The following is a 21,914-nucleotide window of genomic DNA, read 5'->3' on the forward strand; positions in this document are numbered from 1 at the left end:
TCCGATTCCTTGGCACAGTGACGCCATGCCCGACCCTGCACCGATTCCTGACGAGCTGGGCGCCGCGTTCAGCACGGCGCAGGCACGCCGCCTCGAGACACCGAGTCACCGCCTGCGCGGCGGCGACCTCGTCGCGCCCTACCGAGGGACGCGGGTGCGTCGCGACGCGGACAGCTGGGAGCAACGCCTGCGCGCGCTGACCACCGTGCTGCCGTCGGGGGCCTGCTTCTCGCACAACACGGCCGCACGGCTCTGGCGGCTGCCGCTCCCCTGTCCCTGCAGGAGGAGGACACCGTGCACGTCACCGTGCCTGCCACGCAGGCACAGCCTCGCCGCTCGGGCGTGGTCGGCCACCGCGCGGTGCGCGAGCCCGTCGAGCTGCGCGGCCTGCCCGTCACCTCGCTCGCCGATACCTGGTGCGACCTCGCATCGAGGCTCGACCTGCTCGACCTGGTGATCGCCGGCGACGCGCTGGTCAATCGCCAGGCCGGCTCCTTCGAGGACCCCTTCGCCGTCGACGACCTGCGGCTCGCCTGGCACCGGCTCGGGCTTCGTCGCCATGCCCGGTTGGCCCGCGAGGCGATGGACCTCGTCCGACCCGGGAGCGCCTCACCGCAGGAGACCCGGGCGCGGGTCCTGTTCCACCAGTGGGGGCTTCCTGAACCGGAGCTCAACGTCAAGCTGCACTCGTCGACCGGCTGGGTCGCGACGGTCGACTTCCTCTGGCGCCAGCGACGCGTAGTCGGCGAGTACCACGGGGAGTCGCACGGCAAGAGCTGGCGCGCGGACTACCGACGGCAGGCCACCATCGGCGACCTTGGGTTCACCGTCGTGGTGATGACGGCGTACGACCTCGCCGGCGGCGCCCCGGAGCTGCGCCAGCGCCTGACCCGCCTGCTGCTGCCCTGACGTGCTCGTGACTGTGCAGGACACGCGGTGCGGCGCGCGTGGCGTACCGCGTGTCCTGCACAGTCACGACCCGAAACACACGGTCGCGCCGACGCAGGTTCGGAGACGCGACAGACCAGATCACACCGGCGGGATCGACCTGCGGCGGGTGGAGAACAAGCGGTCGCGGCGGGCGGCGTAGCGCAACCGGTGCAGCAGCTCCCCGCGCAGCTCGTCGGCCTCGATGATCCCGTCCACGACCAGGTCCGCGGCCAGCCGCTCCAGGTCGACGTCCTCGAGGTACTCCTCACGCATCCGCTGCACGAACGCCTCGCGCTCGGCCTCGTCCTCGATCGCCGCGATCTTGTTGGCGTAGACCGCGTTGACGGCGGCCTCGGGCCCCATCACCGCGATGCGCGCGGTCGGCAGCGCGAGCGTCGCATCCGGACCAAAACCCGGGCCGCCCATCGCGTAAAGGCCTGCGCCATAAGCCTTTCGGAGCACGATGCAGAACTGCGGCACCGTCGCCTCGGACACGGCCGACACCATCTTCGCGCCGTGCCGGATGATCCCGCCGCGCTCGACCTCGGACCCGATCATGAAGCCCGGCACGTCCGCCAGGTAGAGGATCGGGACGGAGTAGGCGTCGCACATCCAGATGAACCGCGCGGCCTTGTCGGCGCTGTCGGTGAACAGCACCCCGCCCTTGACCATCGAGTTGTTCGCGACGATGCCGACCGTGCGCCCCTCCATGCGCCCGAAGCCCACGACGAGCTCGGCGGCGAACAGCGGCTTGATCTCGAAAAAGCTGTCGTCGTCGACCAGTCCGTCGATCACGTCGTGCACGTCGAACGGCTGCGACTCCTTCTCCGGCACGGTCGCGGAGGTGAGCGGCGCGGCCGGCTCCTCGGAGACGTACGTCGGGGTCTCGTCGTGCCACGTGCCCGGCAGGTAGGAGAAGAACAGCTTCGCGAGCTCGATCGCCTCGGTGTCGTCCTCGGCGAGCAGGTCACCGACGCCGCTGACGGTGCAGTGCATCCGCGCCCCGCCCATCTCCTCCAGCGTGACCTTCTCGCCGACGACCATCTCGGCCATGCGCGGGCTGCCGAGATACATCGACGCATTGCCCTCGACCATGATGATCAGGTCGGTGAAGCTCGGGATGTACGCCCCGCCCGCCGCCGACGGGCCGAAGAGACAACAGATCTGGGGCACCTTGCCCGACAGCGCGACCTGGTTGTGGAAGATCCGCCCGGCGCCGCGGCGGCCCGGGAACATCTCGACCTGGTCGGTGATCCGCGCGCCGGCGGAGTCGACGAACCAGAAGACCGGCAGCTCCTCGCGCAGCGCCATCTCGGTCGCACGCACGATCTTCTCGACGGTGCGCGAGCCCCACGACCCCGCCTTCACCGACGGGTCGTTCGCGATGACGATCGCCGCGCGCCCGTCGACGGTGCCGCGCCCGGTCACCACCCCGTCGGCCGGCAGCCCCTCGGCGGTGGCGTTGGCGTAGCGCCCGTCCTCCACGAAGCTGCCCTCGTCGAACAGCAGCGCGATGCGGTCGCGCACGAACAGCTTGTTCTGGCTGTCGAGCTTGGCCTTCGCCTTCTCGCTCGGCGCGGCCGAGGCGGCGTACGCACTCGCCAGCCGCTCGCGTACGTCGGCGACGCGGGGGTCGCCGCCGGGGGTCTCGATACGCGGCTCGGCTAGCGCCTCACCGCTACTCGACCGACTTTCCTCTCGCTCCTCGCCGCTCATGCCCTCTGTCGCGCTCGGTCGCGCTTCGTTCCGGCCGCGTGCTCCTTCGTCGCCCGCAACCTGCACTGCGCGCTCCTCGCCGCTCATGCCGGCAGCCCCAAGCCCCGCGCGATCACCATGCGCTGCACCTCCGAGGTGCCCTCACCGATCTCCAGGATCTTGGCGTCGCGATAGAACCGGGCGACGGGGTACTCCTCCATGAAGCCGTTGCCGCCGAAGATCTGCGTCGCGATGCGCGTGGCGGTGACGGCGGCCTCGGTCGAGTAGAGCTTCGCGATGGCCGCGGCCTGCTTGACCTCGGCGACGGAGCGGCGGCCGGCGTCGTGCTCGTCCTTGAGCCAGGCCGCCTTGTAGGTCAGCAGCCGCGCCGCCTCGACCATGACCGCGAGGTCGGACACCTGGAACGAGACGCCCTGGTTGACCCCGATCGGTCGGCCGAACGCCTGCCGCGTCTTGGCGTAGTCGCTCGCGGCCTCGAGGCAGGCCTGCGCGAGCCCGACGGACAGCGCGCTGATCGCGATGCGGCCGTCGTCGAGCGTCTTGAGGAACTGCTTGAACCCGGCGCCGCGTTCGCCCAGCAGGTTCTCCTCGGGCACGACGCAGCTCTCGAACGTCAGCCCGTGCGTGTCGGAGGAGTGCCAGCCGAGCTTGCGGTAGGGCGGCTCGACCGTGAATCCCGTTGTGCCAGAAGGGATCATGATGGCGCTGATCTCGGGCTTGCCGTCGGCGCGCTCGCCGGTGCGCGCGGTGACGGTGACCACGGACGTACGGTCGGTGCCGGAGTTGGTGATGAACGCCTTCGCCCCGTTGATCGTCCACTGACCGTCGGCGAGCGTCGCGCGCGTCTTGGTCGCGCCGGCGTCGGAGCCCGCCTCGGGCTCGGTGAGCCCGAAGCCCGCGAGCGTGCGACCGGCCACCAGGTCCGGGAGGAAGCGCTGCTTCTGCTCGTCGGTGCCGTACGTCAGGATCGGGTTGATCCCGAGCCCCACCCCGGCCGAGAGCGTGATGCCGACCGACTGGTCGACCCGGCCCAGCTCCTCGATCGCGAGGCACAGGTAGGTGAAACCGCCCTCGTCGAGCCCGGCCCCGCCGAACTCCTCGGGGACGACCAGACCGAACAGCCCCAGCTCGCCCATCTGCGGCACGAGGTGGGAGGGGAAGTGGTGGTCGCGGTCCCACTGCTCGATGTGCGGGGCGATCTCGCGCTCGGCGAAGTCGCGCACGACGCCGCGGAACTCCTCGTGGTCCTTGGTCAGCTCGAACACCGTTGTCGGCCTCTCGATCGTTCGGGTCGCGTGATGCGGGTCACTTGACGTTGACGTCAACGTAAAGCATGCTCCCGGCCATGACAAGTCGAGCCGGGGCGCCGCCGCGCACGTGGAGCATCGCCGAGCTGGCGGACGAGTTCGACGTCACGCACCGCACCCTGCGCCACTACGAGCAGATCGGCCTGCTCAGCCCCGAACGCCGAGGAACCACAAGGGTTTTCCACCGCCGCGACCGCACCCGCCTGGAGCTGATCTTGCGCGGGAAGCGCATCGGGTTCGACCTGGAGGAGATTCGCCGGATCATCGACATGTACGACGAGCAGCCCGGCGAGGAGGGACAGCTGCGCTACCTGCTGGAGCAGGTCGCCGACCGGCGCGCCGAGCTGGAGCGGCGGCGGCAGGACATCGACGACAGCCTCGCCGAGCTCGCCACGCTGGAGCGCCGCTGCCGCGCCGACCTGCGACGACTCGCGTAGCCGACCTCGAGCTGGTCGGGCACGCGTCAGTCCGCGTCGACGTACAGGCAGAACGGGTGGCCGGCGGGGTCGAGCAGCACCCGCACGTCGTCCTGCGGCTGGAAGTCGGCGAGCCGGGCGCCGAGACGCTGCGCGTCGGCGACGGCGGCGTCGAGGTCACACACGCCGATGTCGAGGTGCAGCTGCATGTGCGCCTCCCCGGTCCGTTCGGCCACGCCGGCGGGGCGTAGTTCTCCTCGCTGGAGAACGCCAGGTTCGCCCGCGCGCCGGGGATTTGCATCGTGCACCAGTCGGGCTCGTCGCTCGCGAGCGGCCACCCGAGCAGGTCGCGATAGAAGTACGCCAGCTGCCGCGCGTCGGACGCGCTGAGCACCGTGCCGATCCAGCCGGACAGGTGGGGTCGTTCCTCGATCTGGCTCATGGCTCATCGAACCACTCGACCCGACTGAGTGGTCACTCGTGGCGGGTGCAGCCGCGCCGACACCGGCAACGAGTGACCACTCAGTGCTCAGCTCGGCTGCAGCTCCCGCCGCCACAGCACGCTCCCGTTGATGTCGCGAAGCGACGCGGTGAGCAGCCCGTCGTCGGCGATGTCGACGTGGCCGAAGAAGTGCGCGGTGCCGGCGCGCGGTGACTGGTTGGTCGTGCCGTGCTTGACGAACACCGCCTCCGGCCCGAACGTCCCGTCCAGCTCGTTGGGACCGAAGCCACCGGCCGAGATCGGCCCGGCGACCAGCTCCCAGAACGGGTCGAAGTCGGTGAACGCGGCGCGCGAGGGGTCGTAGTGGTGCGCCGCGCAGTAGTGCACGTCGGCGGTCACCCACAGCACGTTGCGCACCCGGGCCCGCTTCAGCTCGCGCAGCACGTGGGCGATCTCCAGCTCGCGCCCCAGCGGCGCCCCGTCGTCGGCGTTGGAGATCGACTCCTGCGCCTTACCGTCGGGGACGATGAGCCCGATGGGCAGGTCGGCCGCGATCACCTTCCAGGTGGCGTTCGACCGGCGCAGCTCGCGCACCAGCCACGCGGTCTGCTCCGGGCCGAGGATCGAGGTGCGCCGCGCCTCCTTGCCGTCGGTGTTGGGGCTCTTGTACGTCCGCATGTCGAGGCAGAACACGTCGAGGTGCTTGCCGCGAGAAACCTTGCGGTAGATGCGGTTTCGGCCGTCAGGCGTCCTGCGCCCGCGCGCTGCACCGTCGCTGATCGGCTGCCACTCGCGCCACGCCTGCCGCGCCCGGGCGGCCAGCACGTCCACCCGCTTCTCGGTGTACCGCGGGTCGTCGAGGATCTCCCCGGGGTACCAGTTGTTGACCGTCTCGTGGTCGTCCCACTGCGCGAGCACCGGCACGTCGGCGTACATCGCGCGCAGGTTGGTGTCGAGATGGTTGTAGCGGTGCCGCCCGCGGTAGTCCGCCAGCGTCTCGGCCACGCGGGTGACCTCGGGGATGACCAGGTTGCGCCAGACCTGCCCGTCGGGCTCGGTGACGGTCGGCTCGATGGGGCCGTCGGCGTAGATCGTGTCGCCGGAGTGGATGAAGAAGTCGGGGCGGGTGGCGTGCATCGCGCGGTAGCCGACCATGCCCCCGACGTCGGGGTTGATGCCCCAGCCCTGCCCGCAGGTGTCACCGGTCCACACGAAGCTCTGGCCGGCCCGCTGCGTCGGCGCCGTGGGGAGCCGCAGCACCCCCGTCTCCCCCTGTACGCCGTCGCCGGACTCGAACGACACCCTCACCTCGTGCTCGGTGCCGGGCCGCAGACCCCGCAGGTCCAGCTTCGCGGTGAGGTCGCTGTCGGGCGTCGCCCACGGCCCCCGCACCACGCGCCGCGCCCGGCCGACGCGCACCTCGGCGACCAGGCGCCCGGGCTGGTCGGAGCGCGCCCACACCACACCTCCGTTGGTGGTGACGTCGCCCGACATGACGCCCTGGGGCAGGGTCGGGCGACCGGTGCGCACCAGGGACGGCGCGGCCGCCGCGGGCCGCGCGCCGAGCAGGCCGCCGCTCAGCGCCCCCGCCCCCGCGACTCCCAGTGCTCCGGCGAACAGGCTCCTGCGATCGATCTCGCTCATGCGGCCAGCCTCCCGGCCGGACGTGTCGCACAGGCGACTCCGAGGTGGCCAGCAACGATCAAACAGCTCGGTGAGTGGTCACTTGTGGCGGGTGCGACGCGCGTCGCACCCGCCACAAGTGACCACTCGGCAGGGCGGGGCAGCGCGGCGGGGCCCTACGCCAGCCCGGCGTCCCGCGCGATCAGCGCCGCCTGCACCCGCGAGCTGCAGCCGAGCTTGGTGAGGATGCGCGACACGTGCGTCTTGACCGTCGCCTCCGACACGCCCAGCTCACGCGCGAGGTCGACGTTCGACAGCCCCCGCCCGAGCCCGGCGAGCGTCTCGCGCTCCCGCTCGGTCAGCCCGCCGAGGTCGACCTGGGCCGGTGCCGGACGCCGCTCCTGCTCCGCGACGGCGGCCAGCACCTGCCGGGTCACCTCGGGAGCGAGCACGCCCTCCCCCGCCGCCACCCGGCGTACGGCGTCGGCCAGGGCGTCGGCGTCGATCGTCTTGAGCACGTAGCCGGCCGCGCCCGCGGCGATGGCACCGCTGACGTACTCGTCCAGCCCGAACGTCGTGAGCACGAGCACCTGCGCGAGCCGCTCGCGCACGATCTGTTCGGTGGCGGCGATGCCGTCGACGCGCGGCATGCGCACGTCCATCAGCACGACGTCGGGCCGCAGCGCGCGAGCGTTCGTCACGCACGCGGCGCCGTCGCCGGCCTCGCCCACCACCTCGAGGTCGGGCTCGGCGTCGAGGATCATCCGCAGGCCCGCGCGGATCGCGTCGTGGTCGTCGGCCAGCAGCACCCTGATCGTCATGCGTGCACGGGGATCCGCGCCCGCACCGACCACCAGTCCTGGTCGCCGGATCCCGTTCCCTCCCAACCACTCTCGAACTCCCCGCCGAGACCTTCGGCGCGCTCTCGCATGGTCAGCAGGCCGAGTCCGGAGCCCGGCACCACGGTCGTACGCCTGCCGCGGCTGCGCACCTCGACGCCGACGGCGTCGTCGTCGCCCGACACCCGCAGCTGCGCCTCGCCGGCGCCGTGCCGGGCCGCATTGGTGAGCGCCTCCTGCACGATGCGATAGGCCGCGTGGTCGACCGCGACGGGCAGCTCCGGGGGCGGGTCGACCTGCGCCTGCACCGCCAGCCCGGACCGCTCGGCGTGCCGCACCAGGTCACCGACCAGGTCGAGCCCGGGCGCGGTGGTGAGGTCGTCGGCCGCCTGGTCGCCGTCCCGCCGCAGCAGCGTGATCATGCGGGTCAGCTCCCCCACGGCGCGCACGCCCGAGGCACGAATCGCGTTGAGAGCGTTGCGTTCTGGAGTGCCGGCCGCGGCGTGCCGGAGCCCGCCCTCGGCCTGGAGGGCGATCGAGGCGAGGTCTCCCGCGACGGCGTCGTGCAGGTCGCGCGCCATGCGCGCCCGCTCCTCGCGCACGGCGGTCTGCCGGTCGTGCTCTGCGTTGCGGGCCGCCAGCTCGGCGAGGTCGGCCTGCCGGCGCACGTCGACGGCCCACCACACCGGCGTCACGAGCACGGCGAAGGCGAGCAGCCCGATGTTGGCCGCATCGCGCAGGTCGAGCCGCACGATCCCCGACACCACGAGCGCCGCCACCGACAGTCCGACGACCGCGCGCCGCAGCCGCTCGACCCACGCCCACGGCCACGCGAGCGCGCCGGTGTAGAGCACCTCCCACAGCACCAGCACCGACGCGAGGCTCCACCCCCAGGCCAGGTCGAGCGCGGCCGTCAGCACCGCGATCCCCAGCACTGTCAACGGGAATCGGCGCTGCACGGTCACCGCCGCGAGCCCGACCGTCACCGGCAGCAGGTGCCACCACACCGAGGTGCGCCCGAGCACCGTCGTCTCCTCGGCCAGGCCCATGAGCACCACGGCGACGCCGGCGAGGAGCAGCCAGCCGGCCGTACGCCGGTCGCGGCGCACGAGCGACGGGCTGGTCTTCACCGGGGCTGGCACGGACCCATTGTGACCGCCGCGCAGCACGCCCGAGTCATCCGAACGACGTACCCTCGCGGCCGGCAGGTCCGCCGATCCGGCGACGCGCGGACCCGCGCGCGCCTGGTGCCCTGGCTGCCATGTCGCTCCCGCTCCTTGGCGCCCTCGGTGGCCTGGCTCTCGTCGACTCCACCAGCATCGGCACGCTGCTGCTGCCGGTCTGGTTCCTGCTCGTGCCGCACGGGGTGCGCACCGGCCGATACCTGCTCTATCTCGGCACGCTCGCGGTGTTCTACGCCCTCGTCGGGGTGGCGCTGCTGCTCGGCGGGCGCGCCTGGCTGGGTGATGTCGGCCGGCAGCTGGAGACCACGTCGGGCGCCCGGGTCGCCCTGGTCGTCGGCGTGGCCCTGCTGGTCGGGAGCTTCTTCATCGGCAACGGCAAGGGCAAGGGGCCGGGCCGGCTGAGCCGCTGGCGCGACCGCGCGATGGGCCCCTCCGGCGCGCAGGGCACGTCGGGTCGCGGTGGCGTCGTCGGGCTGGCGCTGCTCGCCGGGACCATCGAGGTGGCCTCGATGCTGCCCTACCTCGGGGCGATCGGGCTGCTCGCGACCTCCGACCTGTCGCTGGCGCCCCAGCTGGGGCTGCTCGCGGGCTACTGCCTGCTCATGGTGGCGCCTGCGGTCGTGCTGCTGGGGCTGGGGCTCGGCGCGCGCCGCTGGGTCGAGCCGCAGCTGCAGCGGCTCGCGGCCTGGATGGAGCGCGGCTCCGGCGAGACGATGGCCTGGGTCGTCGGCATCATCGGCTTCCTCGTCGCGCGCAACGCCTGGCCGCAGGCCGACCTGGCTGCCCTGTGGGAGTCGCTCGCGGGATGATGGCGGCATGACGCCGCAGCCCGAGCCCGCCCTCGCGACCGTCGACGCCACGCGCGAGGCCCTGGCGAGCGCCGACTACCTGGCCTCCGACGCTGTGGCGACGACGACGTACCTCGCCTCGACGCTCGGCAAGCCGCTGCTGGTCGAGGGCCCGGCGGGTGTCGGCAAGACCGAGCTCGCCAAGGCGGTCGCCCGCGCGACGGGCCGTCGGCTGGTGCGGCTGCAGTGCTACGAGGGCGTCGACGAGGCCCGCGCGCTGTATGAGTGGAACCACGCGAAGCAGCTGCTCGCCATCACCGCCGAGCGCGAATCCTCTTGGGACGCAGTGCGATCCGACATCTTCGGTGAGGAGTTCCTGCTCGCGCGCCCGCTGCTGACCGCGATCCGCAGCCCCGAGCCGGTGGTGCTGCTCGTCGACGAGCTCGACAAGGCCGACGAGGAGATGGAGGGGCTGCTGCTGGAGATCCTGTCCGACTTCCAGGTCACCGTCCCCGAGCTCGGCACCGTCGCCGCCACGACGCACCCGTTCGTGCTGCTGACCTCCAACGCCACCCGCGAGCTCACCGAGGCTCTGCGCCGACGCTGCCTGTTCCTGCACCTGGACTATCCCGACGCCGAGCTCGAGCGGCGCATCGTGCAGCTGCAGGTGCCCGGCCTGCCCGAGACGCTCGCCGCGTCGGTCGTGCGCGTCGTGGGCGCGCTGCGTGACCTCAACCTGCGCAAGTCGCCCTCCATCGCCGAGACCGTCGACTGGGCGCGCACGCTGCTGGCGCTGGGCGCCGACGAGCTCGACCCCGCGCTGGTCCGCTCCAGCCTGGGCGTGGTGCTCAAGCACCAGGACGACATCGCGACCGTGATCGCCGACCTCGACCTGGACCGTGCCCTCGCCGGCTGAGCGCGGTGGGCCTGAGCACGGCGCCCCCGCACCCGGCGCCACCGCACGCGCCGCACCCGACGCGCTCGCCGAGCGGCTGGTCGACCTGACCACCGCGCTGCGCGGGCACGGCCTGGGGGTCGGGACGTCCGACGTGGCCGACGCCGGGCGCGTCACCCGGGTCCTGGGGCTGGACGACCGCGAGCGGCTGCGCGAGGGCCTGGCCAGCGCGCTGCTGCGGCGCAGCGGCCAGCGCGAGGTGTTCGACCAGGTCTTCGACCTGTACTTCCCCGCAGCGCTCGGCGCGCGCAGCGACCTCGCCGACGTCGAGCTGCCCGACGGTGACCCGCGCGAGGTCGCCGACGCGATCCGGGCCCTGCTCACCGACGCCCTGGCGACCAACGACGAGCAGGCCCTCGAACAGCTCGCCGCGCTCACCGCTGAGCGCCTCGGCGAGCTGGCCAGGCAGCCCGGCTGGTCGGCAGCCCAGGCGCTCGACCGGCTCGCCCCGCAGACCGCGATCGCCGGCGCGATGCAGCAGGCGCAGGCGCGGCTGATCGGCGACGGCGAGGAGGGGCGACCAGCGCGCAGGGCGGTGGGAGTGCCGGGTCCGGCGGCGGCGCGGTCGGGCAGGGCGGCTTCGCCGAGAGCCTCGCCCGCGACGAGATGCGCTCTCGCGTGGCGGAGTTCAGGCGCAAGGTCGAGGCGGAGTCGCGCCGGCGCAACGCCGAGCTGCGCGGCCGCGAACGGATCGCGCGGTACGCCGTCCGCGACTCCGCGGACCGGCGCGACTTCCTCAGCTCGGGCAGCCGCGACCTCGCCGAGCTGCGCACCACGATCGATCCGCTGGCCAAGCGGCTCGCTGCCAGGCTCTCGGCGCGGCGACGGCAGGCTGCGAGAGGCGAGATCGACGTACGCAAGACGCTGCGGCGCTCGCTCTCGACCGGCGGCGTGCCCATCGACCCGGCCATGGCCCACCGGCGGCCGCACCGCCCCGACCTGGTGCTGCTGTGCGACATCAGCGGATCGGTCGCCGGGTTCTCGGCGTTCACGATGGCGCTGATGCAGGCGCTGTCGACGCAGTTCCGCAAGCTGCGCGTGTTCGCGTTCGTCAGCACCACCGACGAGATCACCGACCTGGTGCGCGACGCCGACCGGCTCGCCGACGACGTCGTGACCACCGCGCTGCGCACCCGCAAGGTGCTCGGCTGGGGCGCGAGCAGCAGCTACGGGCAGGCGCTCGACAGCTTCGTCGACGGCCACCTCGACGCGATCGGCCCGCGCAGCACCGTGCTGATCCTCGGCGACGCCCGCTCCAACTACGGCCTCCCCGGCTCGAGCAGCTGCGCACGATCCGCGACCAGGCGCGGCGGACGTACTGGCTCAACCCCGAGCCCGCCCGCTCCTGGGACACCGGCGACTCGCTTGCTGGTCAGTACGCCCGCGTCGTCGGCATGCACGAGTGCCGGAACGTCGAGCAGCTGCGCACGTTCGTGGGCCGCACGCTCGCGGGGTAGGGCACGCGAGCCGCCGGCAGCCCGGCACGCCGTGAGTGTGCGCGACACGCCCATGCGACGGCGCCGGAAGGGGCCACTACTGCACTCTCACCGTCAGCGGGCCTCGACGAGGCCGCTCGCTCGGGTTCGGCGTCCTGGCTGTCGACGCCAGCCCCGACGCCGCTGAGTGACCAGGGCGAGCGCCGCCGGCTCCCGCCAACGAGGACGTACGCCCGCCTCACCCTGGTGGATACTGGCCCGGTGCGTCTGCGACTCCTCGCCCTGCCCGCGGTCCTCGCTGCCGGTGTCGCCACGCCGGCGGTGGCGGCGCCCGTGACTCCGCGGGCCGCGTTCGAGCCGTTCGGGGAGCAGGTGCAGGCCAGCACCGCCACCGGCTCGGCCAAGGTGCTGGAGCCGGGGAGCTACCGCACCTCGTTGCCCGCCGACGAGACCAAGCGCTTCTTCAAGCTCACCCGCTCCCCCGGCGAGGGACTGAGCTTCGCGATCATGGGCCAGCCCACCGAGAACGGCCAGAAATACCTCGCCGGCCAGGACCAGTCCCTGCACGTGTCGATCGCGCTGCCCGACGGCACCAGCTGCGTCAGCGACGACTACGCCACGAAGAACAAGGACGCACCGCTGGCCCAGCTGCTGCGGGTGGTGTCCACCATCGACCCGACCGGAGCCAAGCGGCAGAGCTTCCTCAACGAGGACTGCGCCGCAGCGACCAGCTTCACGGTCTCGGTCTGGCGCGAGACGCCGCCGGCCGGGTCGAGCCTGCCCGTCGAGATCCGCGTGCACCGGCAGCCGAAGATCACCGGGCAGCCCGGAGCCCCCGCGACCGAGGCGGAAGCGAGCCTGCTGCGCGTCGAGCCGCAGGAGGGCGGCGAGCCCGTCCCCGCCGGCCAGGGCTTCGGTGACGCCCCGACGCTGCCGAACGGCACGGTGCCGCTCGATCTCGAGGTCGGGCAGCAGGTGTTCTACAAGGTGCGCGCGGGATACGGCCAGCGCGTGGCGGCCTCGCTCGAGGTGCCCGCGAACGACAAGAACTTCGCGCCCAAGAACGACCTGTCGGTGCAGCTGAACCTGTGGACGCCGCAGGGCGTCCAGCTCGACCCGGGCAACTACGACCTGTCGCGCACGGGGTCGCTCATGGCCAACAGCGGCGAGGCCAAGACGCTCGGGGTCTACACCCCCACGATCAAGTACGCCAACCGCGACATCACCTTCACCAGCCTCAGCGACTACGGCGCCAGCGCGGCCTGGGCCGACACCGCCGGGTGGTACTACGTCGGCGTCCTCGTCGCGCCCGGCCAGGCCGAGGACCGCAACGGCACCTTCGCCAAGATCCCCAGCCGGCTCAGCGTGCGGGTGTCCGGTCAGGAGCAGGCGGGCCCGACGTACGTCAACGCCCAGGGGGCAGCGCTCAGCCAGCCCGGCGTGGGTCAGGTGAGCACCGAAGGGACACAACAGGATTCGGCGGCCGGGTTGCCCTGGTGGAAGATCGGGGTCGGCGCGCTCGCGGTGCTCGCGGCGGCCGCCGCCTGCGTCTGGGCGATCCGCGCCCGAGCCAAGCTGGTCGAGTAGGCCCAACCAAGCCGGTCGAGTAGCCGAGCCGCTAGGCGAGGCGTATCGAGACCCGCGCAGCCATGCTGGTCGAGTAGGCCGAGGAACGAGGCCGTATCGAGACCCGCCTCGAGGGTCTCGATACGGCCACTCGCTACGCTCCCGGCCTACTCGACCACCGTGTTCCTGCCGCTCCCGGCCTACTCGACCACCGTGTTCCTGCCGCTCCCGGCCTACTCGACCACCGTGTTCCTGCCGCTCCCGGCCTCCTCGACCAGCATGACGGCGTCAGCCGGATCCGGTGCCCTGCCAGCGGTACTGCCCGTCGACGAAGCGGCAGGTGAGCCGGGTGCCGTCGGCGTCGGCCTCGGTCGAGCCGGCGTCGGACCAGCGGCAGGCACCGCCGAGCTGCGCCTGGCCGGCGGGTTCCTGCGGCGCCTCCTCGCCCTCCCACGGCGACAGCAGCAGCGCCCCGATCGTGAGCAGCGCCAGCAGCAGGGCCAGCACGAGCACGAGCAGCGGGGTGCGGGGGCGCTTCGGCGGTGCGGGGCGGGTGGTCTCGATACGGCCCTCCGCAGGCTCCGGGCCTGCTTGACCAGCGTGGGCCGGGCCTGCTCGACCAGCCTGAGTCGGGGCCTGGCCGGCGGCGTACGCCGCAGTCGCCCCCGGCCGCCACTGCTGGGTGTCGGTGCCGGTGGGAGTGGCGCCCTGCTCCCCCGGGCGCAGGAACTCCCCCTCGCTCACGCCGGTGAGGTCGGGCATGTGCCGGAAGACCTCGATCTCGGTCTGCGGCACCCACGCCAGCTCCGGGTCATCCAGCACCCGCAGGGCCTCGCGCGCACTCGCTGGCCGGCCGGCGGGCTGGGGGTCGGCGAGCCGAATCAGCAGCTGCCACAACGAGTTCGGGACGCCGTCGGGTCGCGGCGGCAGGTCGAGCCGCTCGGTGCGCATCTGCGGGCGGGGCCGGTGACCGGTGACCAGCTGGAAGCCGACCATGCCGGCGGCATAGAGGTCCGACACCGGGTCGGGGTCTGCCCCGCGCAGCTGCTCGGGCGCGAGATAACCGGGCGTGCCCATGACGACCGACAGGCTGGTCAGCCGCGGCGCGTCGGTCGCGAGCGCGACGCCGAAGTCGGTGAGCCACAGGTGCGGCCGGCCGGTGCCGGTGGCGTCGAGCAGCAGGTTGGCCGGCTTGATGTCGCGGTGCACGACGCCCGCGGAGTGCACGGCGTCGAGCGCGGCGAGCATCTGGCGCAGCAGCTCGGCGGCGAACCTCGGCGGCAGCTGGCCGTAGTCGCGCACCAGCGTCGACACCGAGCCGCCCTCGACGATCGGCATGGTGAACAGCACCTGGTCGTCCTCGCCCGCCCAGCCGAGCGGCGTCACGACGTGCGGGTGGTGGATGCGCATGCCCTGCTCGCGCATGAACCGCAGCAGCGACCCCGCGTCGGACTGGCGCAGCACCTTGGCGGCGACGATGCGGTCGCGCTTGAGGTCGCGCACCCGCCATACGGCACCCATGCCGCCCTCGCCGATCATGTCGATCAGCTCGTAGCGACCCGCGAACACCTCACCCACGCCGGCCTCCTGCCGCTTTGTCGAGTACGTCTGCGAGGGCCGTCGAGATCGGCGCCACCGCCCGCGCGCTGGCCCGCAGCTGGTCGGGCGAGGCCAGCGAGCGCAGCCCGCCGAGCAGGGTCGAGGCGTCGACCGCGGTCACCCGCGTGCTGGTCAGCGTGCGCTCGGCCTCCTGCACCTCGCGCAGCTGTTCCTCGGCGGCCTCGGCCGGCAGCGTGCCGCCGCTGCGGGCGAGGTCGACCAGGTGCTGCAGCCGCGCCACGACCGCCGGGTTGCCGATCTTGACCCGCCGGGCCGACATCAGCTGCGACAGCATCGGCGCCGAGAGGCCCAGCACCTCGGCCATCCGCGCCTGGGTGATGCCGAAGTGCTCGCACAGGCGACGCAGCAGCGGGCCGAGCGGCTCGCCGTACAGCTGCGCCTGCGCGGCGAGGTTGCGCTCGACCTCCGGGTCGGCCACCGCCATCGCATCCCCTGGAACGCACGAGTCCCGGGATTCGCGGTTGCGAACCCCGGGACAGCGTACGGGTGGTGCGGCCGGGCGCACGCCCGACTGTCGGCAGGTCAGCCGTTGAACGTCTTCGGGTCCGGCCCGAGGCGCTCGCCACGGTCGAGACCCTCGATCGCCTTCAGGTCCTCGTCGGTCAGCTCGAAGCCGAACACGTCGAAGTTGCTCTTGATCCGCTCCGGGGTGACCGACTTGGGGATCACGACGTTGCCGATCTGCAGGTGCCAGCGCAGCACGACCTGCGCGGGGGTGACGCCGAGGCGGTCGGCGATGCCGGTGATGACCGGGTCCTGCAGGACCTCGCCGCCCTGGCCGAGCGGGCTCCATGCCTCGGTCCGGATGTCGTTGGCCTGGTGGAACTCGCGCAGCTCGCGCTGCTGGAGGTAGGGGTGCAGCTCGATCTGGTTCAGCGCGGGCAGCTCGCCGGTCTCCTCCTGCAGCCGCTGCAGGTGCTCGACCTCGAAGTTGCACACGCCGGCGGCGCGGGTCTTGCCCTCCTCGCGCAGCGCGAGCAGCGTCTTCCAGGTGTCGACGTAGGCGTCCTTGGCCGGGACGGGCCAGTGGATGAGGTAGAGGTCGACCGCGTCGAGACCCAGCTTGCCGAGCGAGGTGTCGAGGGCGGCGCGGGTGGCGTCCGTGCCCTGGTCGTCGTTCCACACCTTGGTGGTCACGAAGATCTCGTCGCGGGCGAGGTCGGTGTCGGCGAGCGCCTGGCCCACGCCGGCCTCGTTGCCGTAGATCGCGGCGGTGTCGACGCTGCGGTATCCCGCGTCGAGCGCGTTGGTCACGGCCTCGGCGGCCTCCGCGTCCGGCACCTGCCAGACGCCGTACCCCAGCTGCGGGATCTCGACGGTGCCGGATCCGGCACGCAGGGCGACGGCGGGGACGGGGGTGTTGGTTTCAGCCATGTCTCGCGCAACCACACCGGCGCCGCGATTTATGCCCGGCCGGCCACCCGTGCTCGGTGTGACGACCGTCTCAGGCCGGCGTTAGAGTCCGCTCTCATGGCCCCCGTGCGCAAAGTCCTGATCGCCAACCGCGGTGAGATCGCCGTACGCATCGCCCGAGCCTGCAAGGACGCAGGCATCGGGTCGGTCGCGGTCTATGCCGAGCCCGACCGCGACGCGCTGCACGTGCGCGTGGCCGACGAGGCGTACGCCCTCGGCGGCAGCACCCCCGCCGACAGCTATCTGGTGCAGGACAAGCTGATCGAGGTCGCGCAGCAGGCCGGCGCCGACGCGGTGCACCCGGGTTACGGCTTCCTCGCGGAGAACGCCGAGTTCGCGCAGAAGGTGATCGACGCCGGCCTCACCTGGATCGGGCCCGGCCCCGAGGCGATCGACGCGCTCGGCGACAAGGTCAAGGCGCGGCACATCGCGCTCGCCGCCGACGCCCCGCTCGTGCCCGGCACCAAGGACCCGGTCTCCGGGCCCGACGAGGTGGTCGCCTTCGCGCAGGAGCACGGGCTGCCCGTGGCGATCAAGGCGGCGTACGGCGGTGGCGGCCGCGGCCTCAAGGTCGCCCGCACCATCGAGGAGATCCCCGACCTGTACGACTCGGCCGTGCGCGAGGCGGTCACCGCCTTCGGGCGCGGCGAGTGCTTCGTCGAGCTGTTCCTCGACAAGCCGCGGCACGTGGAGACCCAGTGCCTCGCCGACAGCCAGGGCGACGTCGTCGTGGTCTCCACCCGTGACTGCTCGCTGCAGCGGCGCAACCAGAAGCTCGTCGAGGAGGCGCCCGCGCCGTTCCTCACCGACGAGCAGCACGCCGAGCTGGTGCGCGCGTCGAAGGCGATCCTCCAGGCCGCGGGATATGTCGGCGCCGGCACCTGCGAGTTCCTCGTCGGGCAGGACGGTCACATCTCCTTCCTCGAGGTCAACACCCGGCTGCAGGTCGAGCACCCGGTGTCGGAGGAGGTCACCGGCATCGACCTGGTGCGTGAGCAGCTGCGCATCGCCGCCGGCGAGCCGATCGGATACTCCGACCCCGAGCCGGCCGGGCACTCGATCGAGTTCCGGATCAACGGCGAGGACGCCGGCCGCGGCTTCCTGCCCGCGCCCGGCACCGTCACCCGCATGCAGGTGCCCTCCGGCCCCGGCGTGCGCTGGGACGCCGGCATCGTCGAGGGCGACACGGTCGCCGGCGCGTTCGACTCGATGATCGCCAAGCTGATCGTCACCGGCGCGAATCGCCAGCAGGCACTAGCGCGTTCGCGTCGCGCGCTCGACGAGCTCGAGATCGAGGGCATGCCCACCGTGGTGCCGTTCCACCGCGCGGTGGTCAGCGACCCGGCGTTCGCGCCCGAGGCCGCCGACGAGCCGTTCACCGTGCACACCCGCTGGATCGAGACCGAGTTCGACAACCAGGTCGAGCCCTACGCCGGCCCCGTCGGCGAGGCGAGCGGCGAGCAGGCGGCGCGGCAGGCGTACGTCATCGAGGTCGACGGCCGCCGGATGTCCCTGACGCTGCCGGCCGACCTGCAGCTCGGCGGGGGCGGCGGGGCGGGGGCACCCGCGCGCAAGCCGGCTCCGAAGCGCTCGCGCGCCGGCGGGGCAGCGCCGCCGCGTCGGGCGACGCGCTCACCGCGCCCATGCAGGGCACCATCGTGAAGCTGGCGGTCGAGGACGGCACCAGCGTCTCCGCCGGCGACACGGTCGTGGTGCTGGAGGCGATGAAGATGGAGCAGCCGATCACCGCGCACAAGGACGGCGTGGTCTCCGGACTCACCGCCGCGGTCGGCGAGACCGTCGCCGCCGGCACCGTGCTGGCGCAGATCACGGACGCCTGACCGCGCCCGCTCCCGCCCTCCGCCCGACGACGGCGGCCCAGATACGTCGACGGCGGCCCACTTATTACGTGGGCCGCCGTCGTACTTCTGTGCCGCCGTCGTTCGGGCGGCGGATGGGATTACTGCTGCGGCGGGGTCTGCGGCGGCACCTGGCCACCGGGCGTCTGGCCGGGCGTCTGGCCGCCGGGGGCCTGGCCCTCGGGCGTGGGGACCTGGCCGGGCTGGCGGTTCTGGTCGCGCGGGATGCCCAGCTTGTCGGCCGCGGTGCTGCTGGCCTTGTCGACCTGCGAGCGGTACTTGCCGCCGGTCTTCTGGTCGACGACGCCCTCGATCTTCTCGATCGCCTGGCGGGCCTTGTCCGGGTTCTTCTGCGCGTAGCCGCGCAGCTTGTTGAACAGGTTCGCGATAGCCATGTGCCTCTCCTTCGAAGCGGATGCGTTGCGGCCAACGCTACGGCAGTTGGCTGGGAGCACGCCTAAACTGCCCGGCGTGCCGACGTCGACCCTCCCCGCCGCCAGCCCGCCGGACTCCTCGCCCGGCTGGGTCGGATTCCTGATCCTGCTCGCCGTCGGCATCGTCGTGTTCCTGGTGATCAAGAAGCTGCGTCCGCGGCTGCGCGAGCAGCGCTACCGGGCCTGGGAGGAGGCCGGGTTGCTGCCCGAGCAGCTCGACCGCGACCGCGACCCGGACGCACCGCGCGACCCCGACCCCCGGCACGACCCCGGTCGCGGCGGCCCTCGCTGACCCGGCCTCCTCGGCCGCCCGTCAGGGCAGGCGCAGCACCCGCCGGGCGTTGTCGCGGGCGATCTTGGCCAGGTCGCCCTCGTTCAGCTCGAGCCCGTCGAACCACGCCGCGGCCTCGTGCATGTCCTCGAACGGGTAGTCCGCGGAGAACAGGATCCGGTCGGCACCCATCTCCTGGATCACGTTGAGCAGGGCCGGGGTCCGGAAGTTGCCGCTCGTGGTCACCACCACGTTGTTGCGCAGGTAGTGCCCGAACGACCGCTCGATGCCGATGCCCCGCGGCGCGACGCCGACCCGGTGGTCGGTGCGCCAGACGTTGAACGGCAGCAGCTCGCCGAGGTGCCCGAGGATCACCGTGAGCGACGGGTGCCGGTCGAACAGCCCGCTGCCCATCAGCCGCAGCATGTGCGTCCCGGTCTCGACGGAGAACGCCCACGCCGACCCCATGAGCCACGGATGCCCTTGGTAGATCTGGGAGTTCGCGGGCGACGGGTCGCGCGGGTGCAGATAGAGCGGGACGTCCAGCTCGGCCAGGCGCGCCCAGAAGTCGGCGTAGCGCGGGTCGTCGAGGTAGACCACCGTCTCGGGGTCGCCGACCTGGGAGAAGCCGTTGACCAGGGCACCCACCAGGCCCAGCTCGCGCACGGCCCGGGTCAGCTCCTCGGTCGCGGCGTCGGGGTCCTGCATCGGCAGCGCGCAGAACGAGGAGAAGCGGTCGGGCCGCTCGGCCACCAGGGCCGCCGCGTGGTCGTTGAGCCGGCGCGCCCAGTCGACCGCCTGCGCGGTGTCGTGCAGCGACTGGATGCCGGGCGCCAGCAGCGACAGCACCGCGCGCTCGATGCCGCACTCGTCCATCGCGGCGAGCCGCTTGCCGTGCACGTCGAGCAGCATGTCTCGGTGCACCGGCCACGCCTCGGGCGTGAAGTGCTCGGCCGACTGCTGCACGATGTCGGGGTCGCTCGCGCCGAAGTGCTCCTCGAGGGCGATCTTGGGGATCATGGGTTTCCTTTCGGTGGGGGTCAGCCGGCGGCGGGTACGGCCGGGGCCAGGTCGGGGGCCGGGCGCGGCCGGCGTACGACGCCGGTGAGCAGCAACCCGAGCGTCGCGAGCAGTCCGAGGCCGGCGACGGAGGCGAACAGGTAGAAGTTCCAGTCGGGTCCGAGGTCGGAGTCGAGCACGAGGCCGCCGACGGCCGGACCGAGGATGGCGCCGAGCCGGCCGATGCCGAGCGACCAGCCGACCCCGGTGGCGCGGGCGTGCTGCGGGTAGGCCCGGGTGACGAACGGATTGATCAGGTTCTGCGCGCCGATCGTGCCGTAGCCACCGACCGCGCACAGGAGGTAGAGCCCGAATCTGCCCGGGTCAGAAGCGAGTCCGAGGATCGCGAGGCCGCCGAGGGCGAACGTGGTCGCGATGACCGGCACCGACCCGAAGCGGTCGGCGGCCAGCCCGCCCATCGCCGAGCCGGCGATCGAGCCGAGGTTGAACGCGAGCAGGAAGCTCAGCGCCGACCCGAGCGGATATCCTTGCTCGCGCATGATGTCGGGCAGCCAGGTGCTCAGTCCGTAGATCAGCAGCAGCGCGCAGAACGTCATCGCCCAGAACAGCAGCGTCGGCACCACGAACGGCCGGCTGAACAGCACCCCGATGCGGCCGCGCTGCTCCTCGGCCGCCTCGGCCGGGGCGGGCGCCTGCATGCCCAGCCGTGCGGCCAGCTGCGCGGCCTCCTCGGTGCGGCCGCGGGCGGCGAGGTACTCGACCGACTCGGGCAGCAGCCGCAGCGCCACGGGCAGGAACAGCAGCAGCGGGAGCCCGCCGACGACGTACATCGGGCGCCAGCCGTGCTCGGGAACGACCGCGAGAGCGAGCGAGGCGGCGAGCACCCCGCCGACGGCGTACCCGCTCTGCATGAGGACGTAGGTGAGGTTGCGCCGGCCGGGCGGGGCGTACTCGGTCACCAGCGCGCTCGCGATCGGCATGACGCCGCCGAGGCCGAGACCGGCGACCAGGCGCAGCGCCGCGAACGTGCCCGGGCCCTGCGCCAGCGCGCACAGCGGCATCGCGGCCGAGAAGAGCACGACGGCCCCGATGAGCGTGCGGCGGCGGCCGAGCAGGTCGGTCAGCGTGCCGATGCCGAGCGCGCCGACCAGCATGCCGACGAGCGACAGGCTCGCGATGAAGCCCGCCTCGGCGCCGGTGATCCCCACTCGCGGCGCAGCGCCGCGACGGTCGTGCCGTAGACGACCAGGTCGTAGCCGTCGAAGACCAGGGCCAGGCCGCACAGGCCGACCACCAGCCAGCGCAACGGGTGCATCGAGCGTGTCTCGGTCATCGTGCTCCTCCAGATCGCCACCGTCCGCCGGTGATCCAGGTCACGTTATTCCGATGGCAACATGTATGGATAGAGGTATTTGAGACTGCTCGCCGATGAGTCCTAGCCTGCTCGTTATGTCTTTGCCCCACGCGCTGCTCGGCGTGCTGTCCGCCCGGCCGATGAACGGGTACGAGCTCAGCAAGTTCTTCGACTCGGCGGCGGGCTGGATCTGGTCGGCGCCGCAGAGCCAGATCTACACGACGCTGCGCCGGATGACCGACGACGGCTGGATCAGCCAGGAGGCGCAGACCCGCGGCACCCGGATGCGCACGCACGTCTACTCGATCACCGAGGCCGGCGAGCGCGAGCTGCGCGAGTGGGTCGCGACCGTGCACGACCTGCCGTCACCGCGCGACACCGTGCTGCTGCAGGCGCTGTTCTTCGACCTGGTCGACGCCGACAGCGCCGAGAAGGTGGTGCGGGCCTACATCGAGGAGCAGGAGTCGCGGATCGCCCGCTGGACCGGGCACCGCGACGCGCTGCGCGCGCGCACCACTCCCTGCTCGTCGAGCGGCTGCAGTCGCGGCCGAAGAGCCAGCACGAGCGCATCGCCCGACTCAAGGCCGGCGTCTTCCAGGGCGAGATCAACCGCGCCGAGGCGATGGTCGCGTGGGCGCGCGACGAGCTGGAGCAGCTGCGCGCCCGCTGAGCCGGTCGTACGCCCGCCAAGCCGAGCCGGGCGTACGCCCGCCAAGCCGGTCGAGTAGGCCCGCGAGGGAC

21 protein-coding genes and 2 pseudogenes are annotated in these 21,914 nt (G+C 72.5%); 10 read left to right on the top strand and 13 right to left on the bottom strand.

What is annotated here, in order from left to right; genetic code table 11:
- Positions 1-294 precede the first annotated feature (294 nt).
- Positions 295-909, top strand: coding sequence for a hypothetical protein (locus QUE40_RS12580; protein ID WP_289231177.1), 615 nt, complete (start codon positions 295-297; stop codon positions 907-909).
- A gap of 120 nt (positions 910-1,029) precedes the next feature.
- Here QUE40_RS12580 and QUE40_RS12585 read toward each other — a convergent pair whose 3' ends face one another.
- On the bottom strand, positions 1,030-2,646 hold the full coding sequence (locus QUE40_RS12585) for an acyl-CoA carboxylase subunit beta (RefSeq protein WP_289231178.1): 1,617 nt from the start codon (positions 2,644-2,646) through the stop codon (positions 1,030-1,032).
- 83 nt (positions 2,647-2,729) lie between these two features.
- Positions 2,730-3,911 (bottom strand): acyl-CoA dehydrogenase family protein, encoded by a 1,182-nt coding sequence (locus QUE40_RS12590; RefSeq protein ID WP_289231179.1) that lies wholly within the window; start codon positions 3,909-3,911, stop codon positions 2,730-2,732.
- A gap of 80 nt (positions 3,912-3,991) precedes the next feature.
- Here QUE40_RS12590 and QUE40_RS12595 point away from each other — a divergent pair, with 80 nt between their 5' ends.
- Positions 3,992-4,390, top strand: a complete 399-nt coding sequence (locus QUE40_RS12595) for a MerR family transcriptional regulator (protein ID WP_142005937.1) — start codon at positions 3,992-3,994, stop codon at positions 4,388-4,390.
- A gap of 26 nt (positions 4,391-4,416) precedes the next feature.
- Here the strand turns inward: QUE40_RS12595 and QUE40_RS19300 are convergent, their stop codons facing one another.
- The 4 genes from QUE40_RS19300 to QUE40_RS12615 all read right to left on the bottom strand — a co-directional run bounded on the left by QUE40_RS19300 (position 4,417) and on the right by QUE40_RS12615 (position 8,415).
- A complete protein-coding gene (locus QUE40_RS19300; RefSeq protein ID WP_350226964.1) occupies positions 4,417-4,605 on the bottom strand; it encodes a VOC family protein in 189 nt (62 codons plus the stop codon).
- Positions 4,606-4,898: 293 nt separating this feature from the next.
- Positions 4,899-6,455, bottom strand: a complete 1,557-nt coding sequence (locus tag QUE40_RS12605; protein WP_289231181.1) for an alkaline phosphatase D family protein — start codon at positions 6,453-6,455, stop codon at positions 4,899-4,901.
- Positions 6,456-6,610: 155 nt separating this feature from the next.
- Positions 6,611-7,255, bottom strand: coding sequence for a response regulator (locus QUE40_RS12610; RefSeq protein ID WP_289231182.1), 645 nt, complete (start codon positions 7,253-7,255; stop codon positions 6,611-6,613).
- Complete coding sequence (locus tag QUE40_RS12615; protein WP_289231183.1) at positions 7,252-8,415, bottom strand: sensor histidine kinase; 1,164 nt, start codon at positions 8,413-8,415, stop codon at positions 7,252-7,254. Before QUE40_RS12615 ends, QUE40_RS12610 begins: the two co-directional genes overlap by 4 nt.
- Positions 8,416-8,534: 119 nt before the next feature.
- Between QUE40_RS12615 and QUE40_RS12620 the strand changes: the two genes are divergently transcribed.
- From QUE40_RS12620 to QUE40_RS12635, 5 genes and pseudogenes are all read left to right on the top strand, one after another.
- Positions 8,535-9,266, top strand: a complete 732-nt coding sequence (locus QUE40_RS12620) for a GAP family protein (protein ID WP_289231184.1) — start codon at positions 8,535-8,537, stop codon at positions 9,264-9,266.
- Positions 9,267-9,273: 7 nt separating this feature from the next.
- Entirely contained in the window at positions 9,274-10,161 is an 888-nt protein-coding gene (locus QUE40_RS12625; RefSeq protein ID WP_289231185.1) for an AAA family ATPase, read from the top strand.
- A gap of 133 nt (positions 10,162-10,294) precedes the next feature.
- Positions 10,295-10,375 (top strand): annotated as a pseudogene (locus tag QUE40_RS19865) (hypothetical protein); the annotation flags it as partial.
- Positions 10,376-10,818: 443 nt separating this feature from the next.
- On the top strand, positions 10,819-11,823 hold the full coding sequence (locus QUE40_RS12630) for a VWA domain-containing protein (RefSeq protein ID WP_289231186.1): 1,005 nt from the start codon (positions 10,819-10,821) through the stop codon (positions 11,821-11,823).
- A gap of 74 nt (positions 11,824-11,897) precedes the next feature.
- Positions 11,898-13,223, top strand: a complete 1,326-nt coding sequence (locus QUE40_RS12635) for a hypothetical protein (RefSeq protein ID WP_289231187.1) — start codon at positions 11,898-11,900, stop codon at positions 13,221-13,223.
- A 267-nt stretch (positions 13,224-13,490) separates the two neighbouring features.
- Here the strand turns inward: QUE40_RS12635 and QUE40_RS12640 are convergent, their stop codons facing one another.
- From QUE40_RS12640 to QUE40_RS12650, 3 genes are all read right to left on the bottom strand, one after another.
- On the bottom strand, positions 13,491-14,780 hold the full coding sequence (locus QUE40_RS12640) for a serine/threonine-protein kinase (RefSeq protein WP_289231188.1): 1,290 nt from the start codon (positions 14,778-14,780) through the stop codon (positions 13,491-13,493).
- Positions 14,773-15,240, bottom strand: coding sequence for a helix-turn-helix domain-containing protein (locus tag QUE40_RS12645; RefSeq protein ID WP_289231189.1), 468 nt, complete (start codon positions 15,238-15,240; stop codon positions 14,773-14,775). Before QUE40_RS12645 ends, QUE40_RS12640 begins: the two co-directional genes overlap by 8 nt.
- A gap of 104 nt (positions 15,241-15,344) precedes the next feature.
- A complete protein-coding gene (locus QUE40_RS12650) occupies positions 15,345-16,196 on the bottom strand; it encodes an aldo/keto reductase (protein ID WP_142005947.1) in 852 nt (283 codons plus the stop codon).
- A 96-nt stretch (positions 16,197-16,292) separates the two neighbouring features.
- Here QUE40_RS12650 and QUE40_RS12655 point away from each other — a divergent pair.
- Positions 16,293-18,076, top strand: a pseudogene (locus QUE40_RS12655) (acetyl/propionyl/methylcrotonyl-CoA carboxylase subunit alpha).
- A 119-nt stretch (positions 18,077-18,195) separates the two neighbouring features.
- On the opposite strand, the gene QUE40_RS12660 reads toward QUE40_RS12655, so the two are convergent.
- Positions 18,196-18,489, bottom strand: coding sequence for an Rv0909 family putative TA system antitoxin (locus tag QUE40_RS12660; protein WP_289231190.1), 294 nt, complete (start codon positions 18,487-18,489; stop codon positions 18,196-18,198).
- Between the two features lie 76 nt (positions 18,490-18,565).
- Between QUE40_RS12660 and QUE40_RS12665 the strand changes: the two genes are divergently transcribed.
- The gene (locus tag QUE40_RS12665; protein WP_289231191.1) at positions 18,566-18,820 is read left to right on the top strand and encodes a hypothetical protein; all 255 of its coding nucleotides are present in this window, start codon (positions 18,566-18,568) and stop codon (positions 18,818-18,820) included.
- Between the two features lie 21 nt (positions 18,821-18,841).
- Here the strand turns inward: QUE40_RS12665 and QUE40_RS12670 are convergent, their stop codons facing one another.
- From QUE40_RS12670 to QUE40_RS12680, 3 genes are read right to left on the bottom strand one after another with little or no spacing between them, the layout of a single operon-like run.
- A complete protein-coding gene (locus QUE40_RS12670; protein ID WP_289231192.1) occupies positions 18,842-19,819 on the bottom strand; it encodes an amidohydrolase family protein in 978 nt (325 codons plus the stop codon).
- Positions 19,820-19,839: 20 nt separating this feature from the next.
- The gene (locus QUE40_RS12675; RefSeq protein ID WP_289231193.1) at positions 19,840-20,973 is read right to left on the bottom strand and encodes an MFS transporter; all 1,134 of its coding nucleotides are present in this window, start codon (positions 20,971-20,973) and stop codon (positions 19,840-19,842) included.
- Entirely contained in the window at positions 20,940-21,152 is a 213-nt protein-coding gene (locus QUE40_RS12680) for a hypothetical protein (RefSeq protein ID WP_289231194.1), read from the bottom strand. The genes QUE40_RS12675 and QUE40_RS12680 overlap by 34 nt, the downstream gene beginning before the upstream one ends.
- A gap of 116 nt (positions 21,153-21,268) precedes the next feature.
- Here QUE40_RS12680 and QUE40_RS12685 point away from each other — a divergent pair, with 116 nt between their 5' ends.
- Positions 21,269-21,901 carry a PadR family transcriptional regulator gene (locus tag QUE40_RS12685; RefSeq protein WP_289231195.1) on the top strand — a complete coding sequence of 211 codons (633 nt, stop codon included), beginning with the start codon at positions 21,269-21,271 and terminating at the stop codon, positions 21,899-21,901.
- Positions 21,902-21,914: the final 13 nt, after the last annotated feature.

The sequence above is a fragment of the Barrientosiimonas endolithica genome (assembly GCF_030296655.1).
GTDB classification, from domain to species: domain Bacteria; phylum Actinomycetota; class Actinomycetes; order Actinomycetales; family Dermatophilaceae; genus Barrientosiimonas; species Barrientosiimonas humi.